General features: G+C 69.6%; 19 protein-coding genes and 1 pseudogene. 14 read left to right on the forward strand and 6 right to left on the reverse strand.

Going from position 1 to position 20,244, the window contains the following annotated elements:
- Positions 1-8: 8 nt before the first annotated feature.
- On the reverse strand, positions 9-1,211 hold the full coding sequence (locus tag FCG67_RS22825) for a cysteine desulfurase-like protein (RefSeq protein ID WP_136911886.1): 1,203 nt from the start codon (positions 1,209-1,211) through the stop codon (positions 9-11).
- Between the two features lie 182 nt (positions 1,212-1,393).
- Here FCG67_RS22825 and FCG67_RS22830 point away from each other — a divergent pair, with 182 nt between their 5' ends.
- From FCG67_RS22830 to glfT1, 4 genes are read left to right on the forward strand one after another with little or no spacing between them, the layout of a single operon-like run.
- Positions 1,394-1,978 carry a bacterial proteasome activator family protein gene (locus FCG67_RS22830; RefSeq protein WP_077043191.1) on the forward strand — a complete coding sequence of 195 codons (585 nt, stop codon included), beginning with the start codon at positions 1,394-1,396 and terminating at the stop codon, positions 1,976-1,978.
- Between the two features lie 48 nt (positions 1,979-2,026).
- Positions 2,027-2,902, forward strand: a complete 876-nt coding sequence (gene wzm, locus FCG67_RS22835; protein ID WP_136911887.1) for a galactan export ABC transporter permease subunit Wzm/RfbD — start codon at positions 2,027-2,029, stop codon at positions 2,900-2,902.
- A gap of 16 nt (positions 2,903-2,918) precedes the next feature.
- Entirely contained in the window at positions 2,919-3,740 is an 822-nt protein-coding gene (gene wzt, locus FCG67_RS22840; protein ID WP_136911888.1) for a galactan export ABC transporter ATP-binding subunit Wzt/RfbE, read from the forward strand.
- Positions 3,737-4,624, forward strand: a complete 888-nt coding sequence (glfT1, locus tag FCG67_RS22845) for a galactofuranosyltransferase GlfT1 (RefSeq protein WP_136911889.1) — start codon at positions 3,737-3,739, stop codon at positions 4,622-4,624. The genes wzt and glfT1 overlap by 4 nt, the downstream gene beginning before the upstream one ends.
- Before the next feature lie 70 nt (positions 4,625-4,694).
- On the opposite strand, the gene FCG67_RS22850 is transcribed toward glfT1, so the two are convergent.
- Positions 4,695-6,545: a glycosyltransferase gene (locus FCG67_RS22850; protein WP_136911890.1), complete on the reverse strand. Its 1,851-nt coding sequence runs from the start codon at positions 6,543-6,545 to the stop codon at positions 4,695-4,697.
- 133 nt (positions 6,546-6,678) lie between these two features.
- Between FCG67_RS22850 and FCG67_RS22855 the strand changes: the two genes are divergently transcribed.
- The 4 genes from FCG67_RS22855 (at position 6,679) to FCG67_RS22870 (ending at position 12,674) form a co-directional block, all read left to right on the forward strand.
- The gene (locus FCG67_RS22855) at positions 6,679-8,919 is read left to right on the forward strand and encodes a YfhO family protein (protein WP_136911891.1); all 2,241 of its coding nucleotides are present in this window, start codon (positions 6,679-6,681) and stop codon (positions 8,917-8,919) included.
- Positions 8,920-8,943: 24 nt separating this feature from the next.
- Positions 8,944-10,602, forward strand: coding sequence for a glycosyltransferase family 39 protein (locus FCG67_RS22860; RefSeq protein ID WP_136911892.1), 1,659 nt, complete (start codon positions 8,944-8,946; stop codon positions 10,600-10,602).
- A 130-nt stretch (positions 10,603-10,732) separates the two neighbouring features.
- On the forward strand, positions 10,733-11,740 hold the full coding sequence (locus FCG67_RS22865; RefSeq protein WP_136911916.1) for a glycosyltransferase: 1,008 nt from the start codon (positions 10,733-10,735) through the stop codon (positions 11,738-11,740).
- 1 nt (position 11,741) lies between these two features.
- The gene (locus FCG67_RS22870; RefSeq protein ID WP_136911893.1) at positions 11,742-12,674 is read left to right on the forward strand and encodes an NAD-dependent epimerase/dehydratase family protein; all 933 of its coding nucleotides are present in this window, start codon (positions 11,742-11,744) and stop codon (positions 12,672-12,674) included.
- Between the two features lie 5 nt (positions 12,675-12,679).
- On the opposite strand, the gene rfbB is transcribed toward FCG67_RS22870, so the two are convergent.
- Positions 12,680-13,705 carry a dTDP-glucose 4,6-dehydratase gene (rfbB, locus tag FCG67_RS22875; protein WP_136911894.1) on the reverse strand — a complete coding sequence of 342 codons (1,026 nt, stop codon included), beginning with the start codon at positions 13,703-13,705 and terminating at the stop codon, positions 12,680-12,682.
- A gap of 62 nt (positions 13,706-13,767) precedes the next feature.
- On the opposite strand from rfbB, the gene rfbA reads away from it, so the two are divergent.
- The 4 genes from rfbA to FCG67_RS22895 are packed head-to-tail and all read left to right on the forward strand — an operon-like array spanning position 13,768 to position 16,614.
- On the forward strand, positions 13,768-14,643 hold the full coding sequence (gene rfbA, locus FCG67_RS22880; RefSeq protein WP_136911895.1) for a glucose-1-phosphate thymidylyltransferase RfbA: 876 nt from the start codon (positions 13,768-13,770) through the stop codon (positions 14,641-14,643).
- A gap of 3 nt (positions 14,644-14,646) precedes the next feature.
- The gene (locus tag FCG67_RS22885; RefSeq protein WP_136911896.1) at positions 14,647-15,252 is read left to right on the forward strand and encodes a dTDP-4-dehydrorhamnose 3,5-epimerase family protein; all 606 of its coding nucleotides are present in this window, start codon (positions 14,647-14,649) and stop codon (positions 15,250-15,252) included.
- A 40-nt stretch (positions 15,253-15,292) separates the two neighbouring features.
- On the forward strand, positions 15,293-15,787 hold the full coding sequence (locus FCG67_RS22890; RefSeq protein ID WP_246045234.1) for a GtrA family protein: 495 nt from the start codon (positions 15,293-15,295) through the stop codon (positions 15,785-15,787).
- On the forward strand, positions 15,784-16,614 hold the full coding sequence (locus FCG67_RS22895; RefSeq protein WP_136911898.1) for a glycosyltransferase family 2 protein: 831 nt from the start codon (positions 15,784-15,786) through the stop codon (positions 16,612-16,614). The genes FCG67_RS22890 and FCG67_RS22895 overlap by 4 nt, the downstream gene beginning before the upstream one ends.
- 12 nt (positions 16,615-16,626) lie before the next feature.
- Here the strand turns inward: FCG67_RS22895 and FCG67_RS22900 are convergent, their stop codons facing one another.
- Positions 16,627-17,166, reverse strand: coding sequence for a pentapeptide repeat-containing protein (locus tag FCG67_RS22900; RefSeq protein ID WP_136911899.1), 540 nt, complete (start codon positions 17,164-17,166; stop codon positions 16,627-16,629).
- Between the two features lie 209 nt (positions 17,167-17,375).
- On the opposite strand from FCG67_RS22900, the gene FCG67_RS22905 reads away from it, so the two are divergent.
- Positions 17,376-18,545, forward strand: coding sequence for a S1C family serine protease (locus tag FCG67_RS22905; protein ID WP_136911900.1), 1,170 nt, complete (start codon positions 17,376-17,378; stop codon positions 18,543-18,545).
- 14 nt (positions 18,546-18,559) lie between these two features.
- Here the strand turns inward: FCG67_RS22905 and FCG67_RS22910 are convergent, their stop codons facing one another.
- Positions 18,560-19,483 carry a hypothetical protein gene (locus FCG67_RS22910; protein ID WP_246045235.1) on the reverse strand — a complete coding sequence of 308 codons (924 nt, stop codon included), beginning with the start codon at positions 19,481-19,483 and terminating at the stop codon, positions 18,560-18,562.
- A 39-nt stretch (positions 19,484-19,522) separates the two neighbouring features.
- Complete coding sequence (locus tag FCG67_RS22915) at positions 19,523-19,990, reverse strand: GtrA family protein (protein ID WP_136911901.1); 468 nt, start codon at positions 19,988-19,990, stop codon at positions 19,523-19,525.
- Positions 19,991-20,111: 121 nt separating this feature from the next.
- Between FCG67_RS22915 and FCG67_RS22920 the strand changes: the two are divergent.
- Positions 20,112-20,244: pseudogene (locus FCG67_RS22920) on the forward strand (superoxide dismutase); the annotation flags it as partial.

Raw genomic sequence — 20,244 nt, forward strand, 5'->3', positions numbered from 1 at the left:
GAGGCCGATCAGCCGAGGGCGGCGACGGCACGCACGAGCTGATCGATCTCGTACCGGGTCGTGTAGGGCGCCAGACCGATCGTCACGGCACCGCCCTCGTCGCTGACCCCGAGCGAGTCCAGCAGCCTGCTGCCGCCGCGCTCGCCGACGAGGGTCCCGATCCGGCGCTCGGCGAAGTGCAGCGACACCTTCTCCGCAGGCACCCCGGCGACCGTGAAGCTGATGGTCGGCACGCGGCTGTGCGAGGTGCCGATCAGCATCACCTGGGGCAGCCGCCGCAGCGACGCCATCAGGTAGTCGAAGATCCGGTCGTGGTAGTCCTGCAGCGAGCTGATCGAGGTCTCCAGGCGCTCCCTGCGGGTGCCGCTGGCGGTCTCGTCCAGTCCGGCCAGGTAGTCGATCGAGGCGGTCAGCCCGGCGAGCAGGGCGTACTGGTGCCCGCCCATCTCCAGCCGCTCCGGTCCGGTGGCGTACGGGTTCAACGAGATCGCGGGGATCTTGTCGAGCAGTGCGGGCTCGCGGAAGATCAGGGCGCCGATCTGCGGACCCCCCCAGCTCGGCGCGTTCACCGCGAGCACGTCGGCACCCATCTCGTGGATGTCCACGTGTGCGTAGGGCGCGGCCGCGATGGCGTCGGCGACGAGCAGGCCGCCGACCTCGTGGATCCGGTCCGCGGCCACCCGCACGTCCGGCGCCGACCCGACGATCGGGGAGGCCGCGGTCAGCGCGACCAGTCGCGTCGTCGACCCGATCAGCTCGGCGAACTGCCAGCTGGGCAGGTCGCAGGTGTCGATCTCGACCTCGGCCCAACGAACCTGCGCGCCATAGCGATTCGCCACCCGCAACCAGGGCGCGACGTTGGCCTCCTCGTCGAGCCGGGAGAGCACGACGCCGGTGCCGAGGCCGAGCCTCGAGCTGAGCGCCTCGGCCAGCCAGGCCAACAGCACGGCCCGGTCCTGGCCGAGCACCACGCCCGCCGGGTCGCCGCCCACGAGATCGGCGACCGCCTCGCGGGCCGCCTCCAGCGTCGCGGCACTGCGCCGCGACGAGACGTGCTTGCCGGTGTGGGAGGCCGCGGAGCCACGGAACGCGGTCGACACCGCGGTGGACACCGAATCCGGATGCTGCATGCCGGCCTGAGGATCGAGATGGATCCAACCGTCTCCGAGCGAAGGGATAAGTCCCCGCACCCGGGCGACGTCGTATGCCATGCCCGACAGCCTAGGACCTAATTTCGAATCGGTGCGATGCGGATGGCCGGATTGTGAGGCATCACAGTATATGTAACTGCATACAACACAAACTTTTCCGGGTTCCGCGTCCCGCGCCGAAACCCGTGCATGGTTCGCCGTCGGTCGATGCGCGGGCCGCTCTGCTGATACAAGATGGAGCCATGACGCAACCGGACAACGAGCAGGTGGTCGTGATCGGACCCGACGGGCAACCCATGATGGTCGCCGCCGCAGGCCTCCCCGGCGTCGGATCGGGTCCGGGCGACACCGGCTTCGCGGGCGCGGGCCGCCCCGACGGAGAGAACGGCGAGAATCTCGCGGAAATGGTCGAACAGCCGGCCAAGGTGATGCGGATCGGCACCATGATCAAGCAACTCCTCGAGGAGGTCCGCGCGGCACCGCTCGACGACGCCAGCCGGAACCGGCTCAAGGAGATCCACAAATCCTCGATCAGGGAGCTCGAGCAGGGCCTGGCCCCCGAACTCCGCGACGAACTCGAACGACTGACCCTGCCGTTCACCGACGACACGGTCCCCTCCGACGCCGAACTTCGGATCGCGCAGGCGCAGCTCGTCGGCTGGCTCGAGGGCCTCTTCCACGGCATCCAGACCGCGCTGTTCGCCCAGCAGATGGCGGCCCGGTCCCAGCTCGAGCAGATCCGCCAGGGTGCACTGCCACCAGGCATGGGCGCAGGCCACGGGCACCAGAATCCGCAGCAGGGCTCGGGTACCGGCCAGTACCTGTAGCCGTGCGCCTGGTCGGCCCCGCGCGGCCGACCAGTAGGCTCGGTCACCGTGTCAGCATCCGCCCCAGAATCCGAGGCATTGGCCACCGATGTCCCCCCGGTCTCCGACTCGCAGACCCTCCGTCGCGGGTTCAAGGACCTGAGGGACGGATTCGCGCAGCGCGAACTGTGGTTGAGCCTCGGTTGGCAGGACATCAAGCAGCGCTACCGCCGCTCGGTGATCGGCCCGTTCTGGATCACCATCGCCACCGGCGTGCAGGCCACCGCCATCGGCATCCTGTACGCGGCGCTGCTCGACATCCCTCTCGCCGAGTTCCTTCCCTACGTGACGGTCGGCCTGATCGTGTGGAACCTGATCAACGCCTCGATCATCGAGGGGTCCGAGGTGTTCATCGCGAACGAGGGCCTGATCAAACAGCTGCCGTCGGCGTTGAGCGTGCACATCTACCGCCTGGTCTGGCGACAGCTGCTGTTCTTCGCGCACAACCTGGTCATCTACGTGATCATGGTCGTCGCATTCGCGGTGTGGCGGGACCTGAGCTGGGCATCGCTCGCGGCGATCCCCGCGGTGGCGTTGCTCGTGCTCAACGCGGTGTGGGTGTCGATCGTCTTCGGCATCTTCGCCACCCGCTACCGCGACATCGCCCCGATCCTGTCGTCGATGACGCTGCTGCTGTTCGTGCTGACGCCGATCATGTGGACCACGCAGAGCCTCGTGGCACAGGGCGGCGCGGTCGCCGAACGCGCGAGGATCGCCGAGCTCAACCCGCTCTACCACTACCTCGAGATCGTCCGCGCGCCGATGATCGGGCAGCCGCAGGCGCTGTACCACTGGTACATCGTGTTGGGGATCACCGTGGCCGGCTGGGCGCTGGCGCTCGTGGCACTGCGCAAGTACCGGGCCCGCGTGCCCTATTGGGTCTAGGAAGAGCGGTCAACAGATGACGAAGCACGTCAGTATCGACACGCACAACGCGTGCGTCGACTTCCCGATCTTCGACGCCAAGTCGCGGTCGCTGAAGAAGGCATTCCTCGGCAAGGCCGGCGGCGCGATCGGCCGCAACGACTCCGACGTCGTGGTGGTCGAGGCCCTGCGCGACATCACCCTCTCGCTCAAGGAGGGCGACCGGATCGGCCTGGTCGGCCACAACGGCGCGGGCAAGTCGACGCTGCTGCGGCTGCTGTCCGGCATCTACGAGCCGTCCCGTGGCAGCGCCAGGATCCGCGGGCGGGTGGCGCCGGTGTTCGACCTCGGCGTCGGCATGGACCCCGAGATCTCCGGCTACGAGAACATCATCATCCGCGGCCTCTTCCTCGGCCAGACCCGCAAGCAGATGCTGGCGAAGATGGACGAGATCGCCGAGTTCACAGAACTGGGCGAATACCTGTCGATGCCGCTGCGCACGTACTCGACGGGCATGCGGGTTCGGGTCGCGATGGGCGTGGTGACCAGCATCGACCCGGAGATCCTGCTGCTCGACGAGGGCATCGGCGCGGTCGACGCCGAATTCATGAAGAAGGCCCGGATCCGGCTGCAGGCGCTGGTGGAGCGCTCCGGCATCCTGGTCTTCGCGAGCCACTCCAACGAGTTCCTCGCCCAGCTCTGCGACAGCGCGATGTGGATCGACCACGGCCAGATCCGGATGCGGGGCGAGATCGAGGACGTCGTGCGCGCCTACGAGGGCGACGACGCCGCCGACCACGTGCGGCACGTCATCGCCGAGATGAAGCGCGAACAGGACCAGCCGGGGCCGGCCCTGTGACCGAACGGATCATCGGCGTGGTGGTCACCCACAAGCGCCGCGAGCTGCTCGCCGAGTCGCTGAAGGTGCTCTCCACCCAGTCCCGGCCGCTGGACCACCTCGTGGTGGTCGACAACGCCGACGAGGCCGAGGTGCGCGCACTCGTCGAGGGCTCGAACGTGCCGACCACCTACCTCGGCTCCAAGCACAACCTCGGCGGCGCGGGCGGGTTCGCGCTCGGCATGCTGTACGCGCTGTCCCTCGGTGCCGACTGGCTCTGGCTGGCCGACGACGACGGCCGCCCGGAGGGACCCGAGGTACTCGCCACCCTGCTCGACTGCGCCACCCGGCACGGGCTCGCGGAGGTGTCCCCGGTGGTGTGCGACATCGACGACCCCGACCGGCTGGCGTTTCCGCTGCGCCGCGGGGTCGAGTGGCGGCGACTGCGCTCCGAACTCGGAACCGAGGACCTGCTGCCGGGAATCGCCTCCCTGTTCAACGGTGCGCTTTTCTCCGCCGCCGCGGTCGACGCGGTCGGGGTCCCGGACCTGCGCCTGTTCGTCCGCGGCGACGAGGTGGAGGTGCACCGCCGCCTGGTCCGCTCCGGGCTGCCGTTCGGCACCTGCCTGCAGACCGCGTACGTGCATCCCAACGGGGCCGAGGAGTTCAAGCCGATCCTGGGCGGGCGGATGCACACCCAGTACCCGGACAACGAGACGAAGCGGTTCTACACCTATCGCAACCGCGGGTACCTGCTCTCGCAGCCGGGCATGCGACGGCTGCTCCCGCAGGAGTGGCTGCGCTTCGGCTGGTTCTTCCTGATCAACCGCCGGGACCCGGCCGGCCTGCGCGACTGGGTGCGGCTGCGCAAGATGGGCAGGCAGGAACGGTTCGAGCGGCACTGACCGCCGCACCGGTACCGATCAAGACGCCCCCGCGCGGTTCGACCGCACGGGGACGACCTCCGGCCGCCGCCTACTGCTCGTAGAGTCGTTCCCAGTTCTCGCGACTGGTCAGCTGCGGGGCCGCGTCACGGTACTGGCGGGAGACGGCCGCGCCGTCCTCGCGCAGTCGCCGCAGCACCCGGACCGTTCGCCACAGCAGGTCGACCGCCTTGCCCTTGTCGCGCTGACGGATCCGCACCCCGGACTGCGAGGCGTCGGTGACCACCACGTGGTCGAACAGCGAGATGTGCCACCAGTGCGCATCCTCGCGCGGAACGCTGACCAGGCCGTGCTGGGTGCGGCCGAACCACTGGTCGATGGCCCGCTTGACCAGGATCAGCCGCATCGCGCTCGGCTCGCCGCCCGAGCGCCGGGTGGTGAGGTCCGCGGACCGCACCGGGGCGGTGGCCGCGTCGTGCTTGACCGTCTCCGGGTACTCGGCCCGCTCCGCGCGGATCGCGGCCATCGCCGCGATGCCGCCGTCCTGCAACACCTTCGGCCCCTCGAGGAAATCCTCGATGCCGCGCAGCGTGGTCGCCGCGAGACCGTACTGCATGCCGACGAGGTACTCGCTGATCTGCCGGAAGAACTGACGCCCCAGCCGCTTGGTGTCCAGGTCGCTGTGCAGCGCGCCGACGATCAGGGAGTTGCGGGTGCTGAAGTAGCGCGCCCAGTCGTCGAAGTCCTTCCAGTAGAAGTCCGCATGCCAGACCGCCGCGTTCGGGAGGGTGACCGTGACGAACCCCGCCTCGCGGGCGCGGACCCCGTACTCGACGTCGTCCCACTGGAAGAAGATCGGGACGGGGAGGCCGACCTTCGCGACCACCTCGGCCGGGATCAGGCACGTCCACCAGGCGTTGTATCCGGCGTCAACCCGGCGCTCCTGGTTCTTCTTCAGCATGCTCGTGTTGCGCAGCGCCTTCGGCACCTTCTGGCCGTGCTGCAGGGTGCCGAGATCGACATCCTCCGCGCCCACGTTCAGGTAGTCCGGGTTGAGCAGGAACAGCATCTGGGCACCGACGAGGGTGGGCTCGACGGTGACGTTCGCGAAGGCGTTGAGTCGCAGGACGGTCTCCGGCTCACACAGGATGTCGTCGTCCATCAGGATCACGTCCGCGTGCCCGTCGGCCGCGGAGACCTCGTAGAGACCGCGGGTGAAGCCACCCGCGCCGCCGAGGTTGGGCTGCCGCAGATAGTGCAGCTTGTCGCCGAACCTGGGCGCGACCTCGCAGTACAGTTCACGGTCCCGGACCAGGTCGGTCCCCTGGTCGACCACGTAGACCGAATCGATGACCTCGAGCACGCGATCGTCGGAGGCCAGCGCCGCGACCGTCTTCGCGCAGTCGTCGGCACGGTTGAACGTGCAGATCGCGATCGCGACCGGTCGGACGGTCTCGGGCGCGGCTGCGGTCCACTCGAGCCGGTCCACGGTCAGCGGGGCGTCCAGCGCGTCGATCTCCACCCAGAGCGCGCCGCCGTCGACGAACTTGTCCAGCGGTGAGGAGAGTTCGACCGTCTCGTCGCCAGATCCGGCGACGGCACCCACGATCCGGCGGTGCCCGGCGATGTCGGAGGCCACGAGGCGGACCCGGAACCGGCCGGAGCCGGCCGCCCGCAGGCTGACCCGCACCTCGGTGACCGTGGTCCAGCGCTGCCAGTAGCTGGCCGCGAACCGTCCGAAGTAGGTGTTGGTGTGGGCGCGCGCGCCCGCGTCCAGGCGAAGCGTGTGACGTTCGCGATCGCCGGAACCCTTGCGGAACGCGACATAGAGGTCGTCGTTGACGATCGGCGACATGCCGACGAAGACGCCGCGCTGCACGAGCAACCGTGCCGCGACCTCGGCCGCCGGGGCCCCGGACTCAAGGAATTCGGGCTTGTTCATCCAACCGCCAACTCTCGATCGTGTCGCCATTGTCCACCCGCAGGGTATCCCGACGTGCAGTTGACCGACGAAACCACCGAGCCCGACCTCGGTTAATGTCACTGGGCACCCGACCGCGCTATCTGGAGTTCTCGTGACACTCGAACCGCCCGTATCCACCCGGAGCACCCGATGGGCATGGGGGGCCGTGGTCGCGGGTGTGATCTGCCTCGGGTTCCTCCTCATCCTCAGCGTGGACCCCCGGTATTTCTACGTCGACGACACCGAGTCGGGCGCGGTCGGCAACTGGATCCAGCTCGGCCACCTGATGCGCGAGGGTCAGTGGTTCCCGACGCTGGTTCTCGACCAGTGGATGGCGGGCAACTACCCGGTCGAGGGCCAGGGCGGCCTGTGGAACCCCGTCCAGATGGCGATCAACTACGCCGCCCCGTCGGTGGACGACCTCGCCCTGCTGGCGACGGCGGTCAAGCTCGGGTTCTCGATCGTCCTCGGCTGGGGCGTCTACCGGGTGGCGATGGAGTACGGCGCCCGCCCGGCCTGGGCCGCGGTCGCAGGCGCGGCCGCCCCGTTCGGTGGTTTCACCCTGTACTTCGAGGACCCCTCCTGGGTCACCTCGCTGATCGGCATGGCGTGGGTGGTGCAGGCCTGGGCCAGCGGGGTCCGGTACGCGCGCGGCCGGTCCGGGCCGCTGCCCCTGTTCGCGTTCCTCTACCTGGCGATCAGCGTCGGCTACGCGCATTCCGCGCTGATGGCGGGCGTGCTGATCGGCTGCCTGATGATCGGCGAATACCTGTACCAGCGACGCTGGCGCCCGTCCCTGCTGCTCGGCGGGGTCGGCGTCGCCGCGGCGGCGTGCGGCGCCGTCACCTTCCTGCCCGGGATGCTGTCCTCGTCGGTGACCTGGCGCACCGGTGAGGAGGGCGCGCTCAACGACAACTTCCTCACCGCGCCGTGGTCGGAGACGTTCACCGCGAGCATCCCGTCGGCGGTGTCGAGTATCGAGTCCTGGACCGGGGAGACGACCACCGCGCCGATCACCTACATCGCCTGGTTCGCGATTCCGGCGCTCGCGTTCATCGCGTGGCGCAAGGCCCAGCCCGCGCTGCGGGAGTTCTCCGCCCCGCTGCTGCTGCTCGGTTTCATCCTGCTGTTCACCTCCGGCCCCAGCGACATCGGGCAGATCCGGTGGCCTGCGCGACTGCTGCCGTTCGTCGCCGTGATCTCCCTGGTGCTGCTGGCGGCCCTGCTCAGCCGCTACAGCACCACCCGCCCGCTGCGCCCCCGGCTGGTGGCGGCAGGCCTGCTGGTCCTGGTGCTGGTGGTGCGCGCGAGCTCGTCGGGACCGCAGTACTTCGGGCGCCATGTGATGTGGGGCGCCCTGATCGCTGTCTTCGGCGTCCTGGCCCTGTACCTGGCCCGGCGGTTCGGCGATCGTGCAGTCGCGGCGCTGCTGATCGCGACCAGCCTGCCGATCCTCTTCTACCAGGTCTCGACCTATTCGCCCGTCCTGAGCACCTGGCACCTTCCGTCGAGTCAATCCGAGGCCAAGTCCGAGTTCCCTCGATGGGACGGCACCACCCTGCAACTGGGTACCAGGAGCCTGACGGAGGATGCACCCGACAGCCCGGACCTGCCGTGGCATTCGCAGGTGTACGGAAACTACGCGAAGGTGCTGGACCTCGATTACGTCAACGCGTACACCCCGATCGGACACCAGGGCTTCGGGGATCTGCTCTGCATCAAGTACGAGGGGTCGACCTGCAAAGACGCCTTCCGCAACGTGTTCGCGATCGATCGGTACACGGGAAAGACCTTCGCCGACCTGATGCTCCTCGACCGTGTCGTGGTGCAGAAGGCGCAGTACCCGGGCCTCGATCGGAAACCGGCGCCCGAGGGTTGGCATTGGGTGACGCCGCCGGAGACCTCTGCCCCTCGACCTGCCTCGGACCAGATCTATGTACTCGAACGGATCGACGGGCGCGTCTCTGACCAGCCGGGCCGGGTCTCCGCGACGGTCGGTGCCGACGCGGTCCCGGAATCGGCGAGTGTCAATTCCGAACGCGTGCGCGTGACCTCCCCCGACGGGGGAAGTGTGATCTTCGCCCGGCTGGCGTGGCCCGGCTACCGGGCGACGCTCGACGGTCAGCCGCTGCAGACCAAGGGACTCGGCGACACGTTCCTCTACGTCGACGTCCCGCCGGGCACCGACAACGCCGAGCTCGAGATCACGTTCCGTCCGCCGGGGCAGCGACTGGGTTTCGCGGCCGCCGGGTTCGGGCTCGTGCTGATCGTCATACTCACGGGGCTGTACTACCGCGGCCGTCGCACCTCCCGCGCCGACGCTCCGGCGGATGCGAACACCAGCGAAGCGTGAGCGGGCGGACCGGAAAGGTTGTCGATGAGTCGAACGCCCTCCCCCGACGTCACGGCGACGCCAGGGAGCGACTCGCTGCCCGCGGGTGACGGCGCGGCCTCGCGCAGGAGCCGGCTCGCCTTGGTGCTGCTCGCCGCGGCGGGGCTGCTCGGGGTGCTCGTACCGCTGACGCTGTCGGCGGTGACCGGCGGCCTGTCCATTCCGCACAACGATGCGTGGTCGTACAGCCGGATAGCGCAGACCTTCGGGAGCACCGGGGCCATCGAACTGCTCGGCTGGAACCGTTCGGCGCTGTTCGGACTGTTCATCGTGCTGGGGCCGCTCGCCCGCTGGCTGGTCGCCCAGCACCTCTTCGTGGCCTTGCTCGGTGTGGTGGCGCTCGCCGCGGTGTACGACCTGGTCGCCCCGTCGGTGGGTCGGGCACGCGCCGCCCTCGCCGTGCTGATCGTCGCGATCTGGCCGGGATTCGGCCTGTTGACCACCAGTTTCATGCTCGACGTGCCCGCGATGGCGGCGATCATGGTCTGCCTCGCCGTCGGGCGAAGGGCAGTGCGGAGCGGGTCGCTGGTGCTGCTGGCGGTGTCGATGGCCGTCGGATTCTGGGGTTTCACGATCCGGGAGCAGGCGCTCGCCGCACCGGCCGCTGTGTTGGCGGTCGCCGCGGTGACCGCGTGGCGTTCACGGCGCAGGCGTGACTGGATCGTCGTGGCGGGTGCCGGTGCGATGTTGCTCATCGCGGTCGTCGGGTTCGAACTGTGGCGCCAGTCCTTCGGCGCGGGCGACCCACCGGTGCTGGCCGTGCCGGAGAGCCTCGCGAAGGTCGGCGGACGCATCCTGGTCCAGGGCTATTTTGTCCTGGCACTTGGTGCGGCGCCCGCGGTGCTGCTGGTCGCGCGCCCGTGGCGCTGGGGCCGCGGCGCGCTCCTCGCCTCCGCCGCGGCCGCTGGGGTCGCGCTGTGGACGGTGTACCGCTACGGCACCCAGAACTTCTTCGTCGGCAACTACCTCGACCCCGCCGGGCCGTACTGGGCCGCGGGCCACGGCCGCCCCGCCACGATCTTCCCCAGCGCGCTGTGGTGGCTCATCGTGGCGCTCGCGTGCGGTTCCGGGGTGCTGCTCGCCGGTGTGCTCACGCGACAACTCCGCCGGGTCGACCCGGTGCTCGGCACGTTCGGGGCACTGATGGTGCTCGGCAATCTCGCAACCGCGTTGACCGGGCAGAACCTGTTCGACCGCTACTGGCTGCTGCTGCTGCCGACGCTTCTCGCGATCGTCCTGGCCGAACGGACCGCGCGCCCGTCGACGCCGCCGCGGTACCCGACCCTCGCCCGCGTCGCCGAGCGACTGCCCGCCGCGGCCGCGCTCGCCGGGCTGGCGGTCGTCTCGCTGATGATCACCGCCGCCGGTCTCGCCTACGACTCCGCCCGCTGGAACGCGGCCGAACACCTGGTGGCCACAGGCGTCCCGGCCGTCGACGTGGACGCCGGTCTGGAGTGGAACGGCTATCACTCGGCCGTCGGCATGTCGCCTCCCGGTTCGTGGATCTTCCCCGGCAACCGCTCCTGCTACCTGGTGAGCGTCGCGGAGCGCCCTGGCGAGGACGCCAAGATGGTCTGGACCTACCGGCCGCTCCTGGTCGCGGGCACGGCCCGGCTGTGGGTCTACGGCGACGATTGCCCGTAGGCCGACAACAGCGGCAGACATCACACAGTGGCGGCGAACACACGGCGTGGGCGTTCGGCCGCCGTCGTCCCGAGTAAACTCCCAGCCCGTGACCTCCGATGACGCCCGACCCACGGTGGCTCCGCACCGGATCTCCGTCGTGGTGCCGGTGTACCAGGGCGCTCAGACGCTGCGCGCGCTGATCGACGAGATCCTGCCGTGGACGACGCCCCGCTTCACCCCCGCAGGCCGACCGATGCTGGTCGAGGAGGTCCTGCTCGTCTTCGACCACGGCCCCGACGACTCGGCCGAGGTCATCCGGCAGCTGGCAACCGAGCACGACTTCGTCAGGCCGATCTGGCTGAGCCGGAACTTCGGACAGCACCCCGCGACCCTGGCAGGCATGGCCTCGAGCGGGGGCGAGTGGATCGTCACCATGGACGAGGACGGTCAGCACGACCCCGCCGCGATCGGCGGCCTTCTCGACACCGCACTCGACGAGCAGGCCACCGTCGTCTACGCGAGTCCCACGAACGCGGCCCCGCACGGGATGCTGCGCAACGCCGCCTCCCGGGGCTCGAAGTGGCTCATCGCGCGCGCTCTCTCCGGCGACAACACCCGCAGCTTCCAGAGCTTCCGGCTGGTGCTCGGCGAGGTGGGCCGCTCGGTAGCCGCGTATGCCGGGTCCGAGGCCTACCTCGACGTCGCGCTCGGCTGGATCGCGGGCGACGTGACGACCAGCCCGGTGGCGCTGCGCGCCGAGCACGGCCGCCGCTCCGGCTACCACCTGCGCAGCCTGCTCTCCCACTTCTGGCGCATGGTGCTCTCCAGCGGGACCAAGGGCCTGCGCATGGTCAGTTTCATCGGGGTGCTGTTCGCCGCGCTCGGCCTGGCGCTGGTGCTGTACGTGCTGGTGTCCTACCTGTTCTTCGATGTCCACAGCGAGGTCAGGGGCTGGGCCTCGACGATGGTGATCCTGCTGTTCGGTATGGGTGCGATCCTGTTCTCCCTCGGGGTGATCGCCGAGTACGTCGGGGTCAACGTGAAGACCGCGATGGGCAAGCCGCCCTACCTGATCGTCGGCGATCCGGCAGCGGGCCCGCTCGGACGGGTGGAGCCGGTGCCGCACGAACACCGAACCGACCCGGCGGACGCCTGACTTGGACACCCCGACCTGGGTCGTCGGCGGCGGCGGACTGCTCGGCAGCGCCGTCACCCGCGAGCTCGGGCGACGGGGCCTGCGGGTCGAGACCAGCCGGGTCCCCTGGCACGACGGCGACCTCGCCAGGAAGGTGCTCTTCGCCGACGCGCGCCGGGTGATCGACTCCGCCGAGGGTGGACCGTGGCGGCTCGTCTGGTGCGCCGGGATCGGCGTGAACGGCACCACCTCCGAGGAGTTCGCGGCGGAGAACGCCGTCGTGTCCGACGTGCTGGACGAGATCGCCCGGATCACCCGCGGTCCCGCGGGACCCGGCGTTGTCCTGCACGCCTCCTCGGCGGGCGGGGTGTACGCCGGCTCGTCCGGGGCGCCCTACACCGAGGACACCGACCCGGTACCGCTCGGCGACTACGGCCGCGCGAAGCTGGCGGCGGAGCAGCTGATGCACCGGTTCGGCGCCGACACCGGGTCGTCCGTCGTCGTGGGGCGGTTCGCCAACCTGTACGGGCCCGGCCAGAACCTGACCAAGCCGCAGGGACTCATCTCGCACCTGTGCCGCAGCTACCTGATGTCAGCACCGATCTCGATCTACGTGCCGATGGACACGATGCGCGACTACCTGTTCGTGACGGATGCGGCCGCGATGGTCGCCGACGCCCTCGACCTCGCGCAGTCCCGGCCCGGCGAGCGGGTCACCAAGATCTTCGCCTCGGGCCAGAGCACCACCATCGGCGCCCTGCTCGGCGCCTGCCGGACGGTGTTCCGCCGCAAGCCCACCGTCGTGCTCGCGTCGTCGCCGCTCGCGAACGTCCAGTCCGGGGACCTGCGGTTGCGCTCGATGGTCTGGCCCGAACTGGATCGCCGGCCGTACCGGACCCTGCCCGCGGGCATCGCCGCCACGCTGGAGGCGACCCGGCGCTCACTCGGCCGGTAGTCGGGTCAGCTCGCCGGGTCGGCGGATCCCAGCACCGTCTCGCCGGCCGCGGCGTAGGCCCGTTCCGTGGCGTCCTTCTGCGGACGCCACCACTGCTCATTGTCGCGGTACCAGTCGACTGTCGCGGCCAGGCCGGAGCGGAAGTCCCGGTATCGCGGTTGCCAGCCGAGCTCGGTGCGCAGCCGGGTGGCGTCGATGGCGTACCGCATGTCGTGGCCCGGCCGGTCGGTGACCGCGTCGAAATCGTCCGGGTCCTTGCCCAGCAATTCCAGGATGGTCCGCACCACGGTGCGGTTGTCGACCTCGCCGTCCGCGCCGATCAGGTAGGTCTCCCCCGGCGTGCCGCGCTCGATGATCGTCCACACGGCGCGGTTGTGGTCCTCGACGTGAATCCAGTCACGGACGTTGAGGCCCTGACCGTAGAGCTTCGGCCGGACACCGTCGAGAACGTTCGTGATCTGCCGCGGGATGAACTTCTCCACGTGCTGGTACGGCCCGTAGTTGTTCGAGCAGTTCGAGATGGTCGCGGAGATGCCGAACGAGCGGGCCCAGGCGCGCACCAGCAGGTCGCTCGACGCCTTCGTCGAGGAGTACGGGCTCGACGGGTTGTACGGGGTGTCCTCGGTGAACCGCGCCGGGTCGTCGAGTTCCAGGTCGCCGTACACCTCGTCGGTGGAGATGTGGTGGTAGCGCACGCCATGCTTGCGAATGGCCTCCAGCAGCGTGAAGGTGCCGATCACGTTGGTCCGCACGAACGGGGACGGATCGTTGAGCGAGTTGTCGTTGTGCGACTCCGCCGCGAAGTGGACGACGAGATCCGTCCCGGCGATCAGCCGGTCGACCAGGTCGGCGTCGGCGATGTCGCCCTGGACGAACTCGATCCGGTCCCGGACCGGCGCCAGCGATTCGACGTTGCCCGCGTAGGTCAGCGCGTCGAGGACCGTCACCTCCACATCGGGCCGCTCGTCGACGGTCTGCTGGACAAAATTGGCGCCGATGAATCCAGCACCGCCGGTCACGAGTAGCTTCACGGTCCGCACGATACCGGTGGCCGGAGTTTGCCAGGGAACCGAACACTGGAACACTGCCCGCTATGCGCGGAATCATTCTGGCCGGTGGAACAGGGTCCCGGCTGCATCCGATCACGCTCGGGGTCAGCAAACAGCTGGTGCCCGTGTTCGACAAGCCGATGATCTATTACCCGCTGTCGACGCTGATGCTGGCAGGCATCCGCGACATCCTGGTGATCACCACCCCCGAGGACGCCGAGCAGTTCCAGCGGCTGCTCGGGGACGGATCCCGCTTCGGCGTCTCCCTGACCTACCAGGTGCAGGCCGAGCCCAACGGGCTGGCGCAGGCGTTCGTGCTCGGCGCCGAGCACATCGGTTCGGACTCCGCCGCGCTGGTGCTCGGCGACAACATCTTCTACGGACCCGGCCTCGGTACCCGGCTGACGCGGTTCGAGAAGATCGAGGGCGGCGCGGTGTTCGCCTACTGGGTCGCCGACCCGACCGCGTACGGCGTGATCGAGTTCGACGGCGACGGTCGCGCGATCTCGCTGGAGGAGAAGCCCCAGCGGCCGCGCTCCAACTACGCGGTGCCCGGGCTGTACTTCTACGACAACGACGTGGTGTCGATCGCCCGAGACCTGTCGCCATCGGCACGCGGCGAGTACGAGATCACCGACGTCAACCGCGCCTATCTCGAGGCGGGCCGGCTGCAGGTCGAGGTGTTGCCGCGCGGCACCGCGTGGCTGGACACCGGCACCTTCGACTCGCTGCTCGACGCCTCGAACTACGTACGCACCATCGAGGAGCGGCAGGGCCTGAAGATCGGCGCGCCGGAGGAGGTGGCCTGGCGGCGGGGCTTCATCACCGACGACGAGCTGCGGGTGCGGGCCGAGGCCCTCGTCAAGTCCGGTTACGGCAACTATCTGCTCGGTCTGCTCGACCGCGGCAAGGAATGGTGAGGAATGCAGTTTCGCGAACTGAAAGTGCCCGGCGCCTGGGAGTTCACCCCCAAGCAGTTCGGTGACGACCGCGGCGTGTTCCTGGAGTGGTTCCGGGACCCGACGTTCACCGAGGCCACCGGCCGCACCCTCGACCTGCAGCAGGCCAACTGCTCGGTCTCCGCGGCAGGCGTGCTGCGGGGCATCCACTTCGCCGACGTGCCGCCCGGCCAGGCCAAGTACGTGACCTGCGTCCGCGGCGCGGTCCTCGACGTCGCAGTGGACCTGCGGGTCGGCTCGCCCACGTTCGGGGTGTGGGACGCGGTCCTGCTCGACGACGTCGACCGCCGTGCGGTGTTCCTGAGCGAGGGTCTCGGACACGCGTTCCTCTCGCTCGAGGACGACTCCACCGTCGTCTACCTGTGCTCGACCGGGTACGCGCCGGGCCGCGAGCACGGCATCGATCCGCTCGATCCCGACGTCGGGATCGACTGGCCGACCGCGGGCCGGGACGGTACCGAGTTCGAGTTCCGACTCTCCGACAAGGACGCGGCCGCGCCGTCGCTCGCCGCCGCGCTCGAGTCCGGGCTGCTGCCGCGGTTCGGCGCAGGTGCCCAACCCCTCGGGTAGGGTGCACCGGGCAGTACCACCAGCGATGAAGGACCACCAGTTGACCGACCGAGGTCCCCACGACCCGAGTTCGGGCACCGCCGAGGCGACCCCGCCCGCGGGCATGTCGGGCGGCGCCGGACCGCTGATGCGGCTGGTGAAGAACCAGGGGCTGGCGTTCCTGCTGGTCGGTGGGTTCAACACGGTGCTCGGCACGGCCTGGTTCGCCGTCTGGCAGCTCACCCTCGGCGACCAGCTCGGCTACCACTTCGCGATCGTCGCCGGCTACCTGTGCAACGTGCTGTGCGCGTTCGCGATGTACCGCTACCTGGTCTTCGAGGTTCGCGGGCACTTGCTGCGGGACCTGTGGCGGTTCGTCGTGGTCAACTTCGGCGCCTTCGCGATCAACATGGCCCTGATGACGCTGGCGGTGTCGGTGTTCGGGTTCCCGCCGATCCCGGCGCAGATCGCGATCACCGCGGTGACCGCGACCGCGAGCTTCTTCGGGTATCGAGATTTCTCCTTCAGTAGAAAGAAAAGGTCTGGTTCCGCATGACGCCTCGGGTCTCCGTCGTCGTTCCGGCGTACAACAACGCCGACTACATCGCCGAAACCATCGACTCGATCCTCGGACAGACCTTCGAGGACTTCGAGCTGATCATCGCCGACCACGCGTCGAGCGACGGCACCCTCGCCGCCCTGGCCCCCTACGCCGACGACCCCCGCGTCACGATCCTGAACACCCCGGCGGGTGGCGGCGCCAAGGCCAACTGGGACCGGGTCAGCCAGGCCGCGAACGGCGACCTGCTCAAGCTGGTGTGCGGCGACGACACGATCTTCCCGACCTGCCTCGCCGAGCAGGTGGCCGCGTTCGACGAGCATCCGGAGACGGTGCTGGTCGCCTCGCAGCGCACCCTGGTCGATGCGGCAGGTAAGACCGTGCTCGCCGCCCGCGGACTGGCGGGCCTGTCCGGGCCGGTCAGCGGTCGGGTCGCCGCACGGCGGGCCGTGACCGCGGGAGCGAACATCTTCGGCGAGCCCGGCTGCGTGCTGATGCGGCGGGCCGTGCTCGAGAAGATCGGCTGGTGGGACGACGCCAACCCGTACCTGATCGACGAGGCCACCTATGTCGGCGTCGCACTGCACGGCGACGTCGTGGCAATCCCCCGTCCACTGGCGTCGTTCCGTATCAACGCCGGCCAGTGGAGCGTGCGACTGGCGCGCCAGCAGGCTTCCCAGGCGGCGGCCTTCCACGAGGCGCTGCGCGCGGCCGAACCGGGACTGCTGTCCGCGATGGACGTGCGGATCGGCAACGCCAAGGCGCTGGGCACCTCGTTCATGCGCCGCGCCGTGTACATGGTGCTCAAGCGACGCATGGGCTGACCGAGCAGGCGCTCAGTTCCAGTTGATACCCAGGGATCCGAAGCCGACCGATCCCAGCCCGGTGACGAGGATTCCCTCGGTCAGGATGCCGGTGTTCCCCGATCCGGTGTTGAGCGAGCCGGTGTTCAGGGACCCCACGTTGCCGGATCCCGTGTTCCCGAACCCGACATTGCCCGAGCCGGTGTTCGCGAACCCGACATTGCCCGAGCCGGTGTTCGCGGACCCCACGTTGTCGGAGCCGGTGTTGTAGGACCCGGTGTTGTGCGAGCCGGTGTTGTCGGGTCCGTTGTTGGACGAACCCGCGCTGCCGGAGTCGAAGGTGAGCCCGACGCTGCCGAGCCCGGCGAAGCCGGTGTTCAGGCTCCCGACGGCGGGGTGGGTCAGCGAGTCCGCGAACTCCGCCAGGCCCGTCGGCGGCGCGGCGCCGGGCGCAGCAGGGCCGGCGGACGCGACGGCGATACCCGCCGAGCCGGCCGTCACGAGCGCCGATGCGAGGGCGATGGTCGTCGCCCGAGCGACACGGCGCGACCTCCCCTTCGATGTGACCTCCATGGAAGTGCCCCTCCCCGGTTCGCAACGAATGAACGTGCACGCGCCAGGGACGCTACCGCCGCAACCGCGCCGAACTGCCGAAATCGGCACTTTTCGGCGAGTCCGGCAGTGAAGCGGGGCGCCAAACGCCCGACCGCGCATGGGACGCCCGCGTAATCTTGAACGACCGCACCACGCCGACCAGAGCCCCCTCCGGATGCCGGGTGTACATGACCAGGACCGAGCGCGACCGGACCATCCCGCAGCGTCGCCGTGCCCGCCGGACGCTGGCGATCCTGGCTGTCGCAGCGGCCGTCACCGCAGGCCTGCTCGCCGGCCAGCGACTGGCCTCAGACCCGCCGAACCAGCTTCCCGCCCCAGCACAATCGGGCGTCGTTGCCCCGGAAGTCGCGACCCCGCAGTCGATTCCGCCACCGGCACCACCGCAGCCGATCCTGCTCACCCCCGAACAGATCCACCAGCGGGTGGCTCCGACGACCGTGCACCTGATCTCCCGCGTCGGCTGGCGCGAGACCGCGGGGACCGGCATCGTGCTCACCCCGGACGGCCTCGTCCTGACCAACCACCACGTGATCGACGGCGCCACCGACGTCGTGGCGGTGAACCAGGGCAACGGCGCGAGCTACGACGTCGAGGTGGCGGGGTACGACCGGACCCGCGACCTCGCGGTGCTGCGGCTCGCGGGCGCCACCGGGCTGCCGACGCCCGCGCTCGGCCACTCCGCCACGGTGCGGACCGGCGATCCGGTGACCGCCATCGGCAACGCCGAGGGCGCGGGCGTCCCTCAGGCCGCGGGCGGCATCGTCACCGCCCTGAACCGATCCGTCACCGCGCGCGACTCGGCCGACGGCTCGACCAACAAGCTGTCCGGCCTGATCGAGGTGAACGCCGACATCCGGCCAGGCGATTCGGGCGGGCCGCTGGTCGACGGCACCGGCGCCGTCATCGGGGTCAGCACCGCGGGCACCGCCGTCTCGCACGACGAGGGGCCGACACCCGCACCGCCGCGGGATATCAAGTCGTTCGCGGTCCCGATCGACGAGGCGATCACGGTCGTGGACCAGGTCCGCGAGGGTCGCGGCTCGGAGACCGTGCACGTCGGGCCGACGGCCCTGCTCGGCATCAGCGTCAGCGACTCCGTCACGGTCCCCGGCGCCCGGGTGGTCGCGGTCAGCTACGGCACGCCTGCCGAGGGGGCCGGGCTGGTGCGCGGCGACGTGATCACGAGCTTCGACGGCAAGCCGATCCGGACCGCGGCCGAACTGACCGAGATGATGGTCGCCCGTCACCCGGGCGACCGCATCGAACTGGGATGGACCGACGCGAGCGGCGGGTCGCGCTCCGCGACGATCGTGCTGACCACCGGTCCGCCGCGGTGACCTGTCCCTCCAGCTCAGCCGGCGGCTTCCGAACGCACGACGCGAGATTGCGCTGCCAACTGCTTATCGGTCGCTCGAGGCGCGGATACCCGATCGAGCCGGTAGTGCAGCCGCATCGCCGCCCGTCGCCACATCCGCAGCACGTGGTCGGTGCGGAGGACGCCTTCACTGTCGACGTAGATGCGGAACTCCTCGCGGATCGGGACCCGGGCCGCATAGTGGCGCCCCCGCTCGAGGACGGTGACATAGGCCCCGTCGGCACCGAACTCACCCGCTGGGGACTGGAGGAGCAGCGAGCCGTCGGGGCCGTTCTGCGGGCGTAGGAAGACCTGGACGTTGCCCTGTTCCAGCGGGAAGCTCACGTGGATGCTGCGCCGGTCGTGTCCGGGCAGCAGGGCGCTGCGGTAGTACCCGCTGTACATGAAGTCGCCCGTACCGCGCAGCGTCCGCAACCAGGCCGAGCCCGCGTGGCTGCCTTCGCCGTCAACCACTTTCGTGATCGTGGTGTCCACCCCGTGCGCCGCGGCTAGCGGATCGACCGGGAGTGCCAGTTGCTGCACCCGCTTGCCGTACAGCCGGCCGATCATCGATCCAGCCGGCGCGAACAACGGTGACCACTTGGTCCAGATCTCCATCCGCCATTGGCTGGTGTGCTCGTAGAAGTCCCGGATCGCCGGATCGAGCTGCCCCGGGTCGAATCCGGGTCCGGCCAGACATCCCATGTCCGGTAGCAGTCCGGCGTCGGCATCCGCGGCGATCAGCGCGCCACCAAGTCGCTCCGCCTCGGCAGGGAGCCAGTGGTCCCGGACGACTCCCGCCGCCGAGGTTGGTGCCGTCAGCCATGCGTGGTCGCCGTTCAGGTCAACGGGGCGCCCCACCGTGCGCCACCACATCCGAGACGCCCTGTCCGCGATCGACCACAACCGGTTGTGTTCCACGCGGACAGCGTGTCACAGCGTGACCGCGCCACCGGGTCTCTAGTGGATCTTGAAGATGACCGCGCGCTGGACGACGAAATTGATCACTGTCGCGGTGCCTTGCGCGATGACGAAGGCCAGCGGGGTCCGCCACCACTCGTCCGCGAACACGTTGTTCATCAGCTCATTGAGCCCGACCTGCACGGCGAAGGTCACCGCGTAGAGCGCCACCACCGCGACGAATCGGGCGCGGCTGGGCGGCGCCTTGAACGTCCAGCGCCGGTTGATCAGGTACGCGGTGCTGGTGCCCGCGACGAAGCCGATCGACTTGGCCACGAAGCGCGGCAGCCCGAGCGCAAGGAACAGCGTGTACAGCCCGTAGTCGACGACCGCGGACAACCCGCCGGTCGCGACGAAGCGCACCATCTGCGTCTTGAGGTCCACATCGGTGCCGCCCGGCTCGTCGACGAGGGGCAGCTCGACGGGTAGCGGCAGGTGCGGCTCGGGGGCGCTGGCGGTTCCGGACACCGGTCGAGAGTAGGCGACGCCGCCACCGGTGCGCGCGCGTGACCTCTCACACAACCCCTGGACCTCCAGTGCGGTTGAGGTTGCAGGATCGGGTTCACGTCAACCGCAAAAGGAGCATCTCGTGTCCGTCTACTCGCTGCCTGAACTGCCCTACGACTACGCCGCCCTCGAGCCGCACATCTCCGGCAAGATCATGGAGCTGCACCACGACAAGCACCACGCCGCCTACGTCGCAGGCGCCAACGCCGCCCTCG

Source organism: Rhodococcus oryzae, assembly GCF_005049235.1.
Taxonomy (GTDB): Bacteria; Actinomycetota; Actinomycetes; order Mycobacteriales; family Mycobacteriaceae; genus Rhodococcus_G; species Rhodococcus_G oryzae.

Excerpts from the sequence above, each read along its gene's own strand:
- FCG67_RS22825 (WP_136911886.1), bottom strand. The coding sequence starts at position 1,211 with ATGGCATACGACGTCGCCCGGGTGCGGGGACTTATCCCTTCGCTCGGA.
- FCG67_RS22830 (WP_077043191.1), top strand. The coding sequence starts at position 1,394 with ATGACGCAACCGGACAACGAGCAGGTGGTCGTGATCGGACCCGACGGG.
- wzt (WP_136911888.1), top strand. The coding sequence starts at position 2,919 with ATGACGAAGCACGTCAGTATCGACACGCACAACGCGTGCGTCGACTTC.
- FCG67_RS22850 (WP_136911890.1), bottom strand. The coding sequence starts at position 6,545 with ATGAACAAGCCCGAATTCCTTGAGTCCGGGGCCCCGGCGGCCGAGGTC.
- FCG67_RS22860 (WP_136911892.1), top strand. The coding sequence starts at position 8,944 with ATGAGTCGAACGCCCTCCCCCGACGTCACGGCGACGCCAGGGAGCGAC.
- rfbA (WP_136911895.1), top strand. The coding sequence starts at position 13,768 with ATGCGCGGAATCATTCTGGCCGGTGGAACAGGGTCCCGGCTGCATCCG.
- FCG67_RS22885 (WP_136911896.1), top strand. The coding sequence starts at position 14,647 with ATGCAGTTTCGCGAACTGAAAGTGCCCGGCGCCTGGGAGTTCACCCCC.
- FCG67_RS22895 (WP_136911898.1), top strand. The coding sequence starts at position 15,784 with ATGACGCCTCGGGTCTCCGTCGTCGTTCCGGCGTACAACAACGCCGAC.
- FCG67_RS22900 (WP_136911899.1), bottom strand. The coding sequence starts at position 17,166 with ATGGAGGTCACATCGAAGGGGAGGTCGCGCCGTGTCGCTCGGGCGACG.
- FCG67_RS22905 (WP_136911900.1), top strand. The coding sequence starts at position 17,376 with ATGACCAGGACCGAGCGCGACCGGACCATCCCGCAGCGTCGCCGTGCC.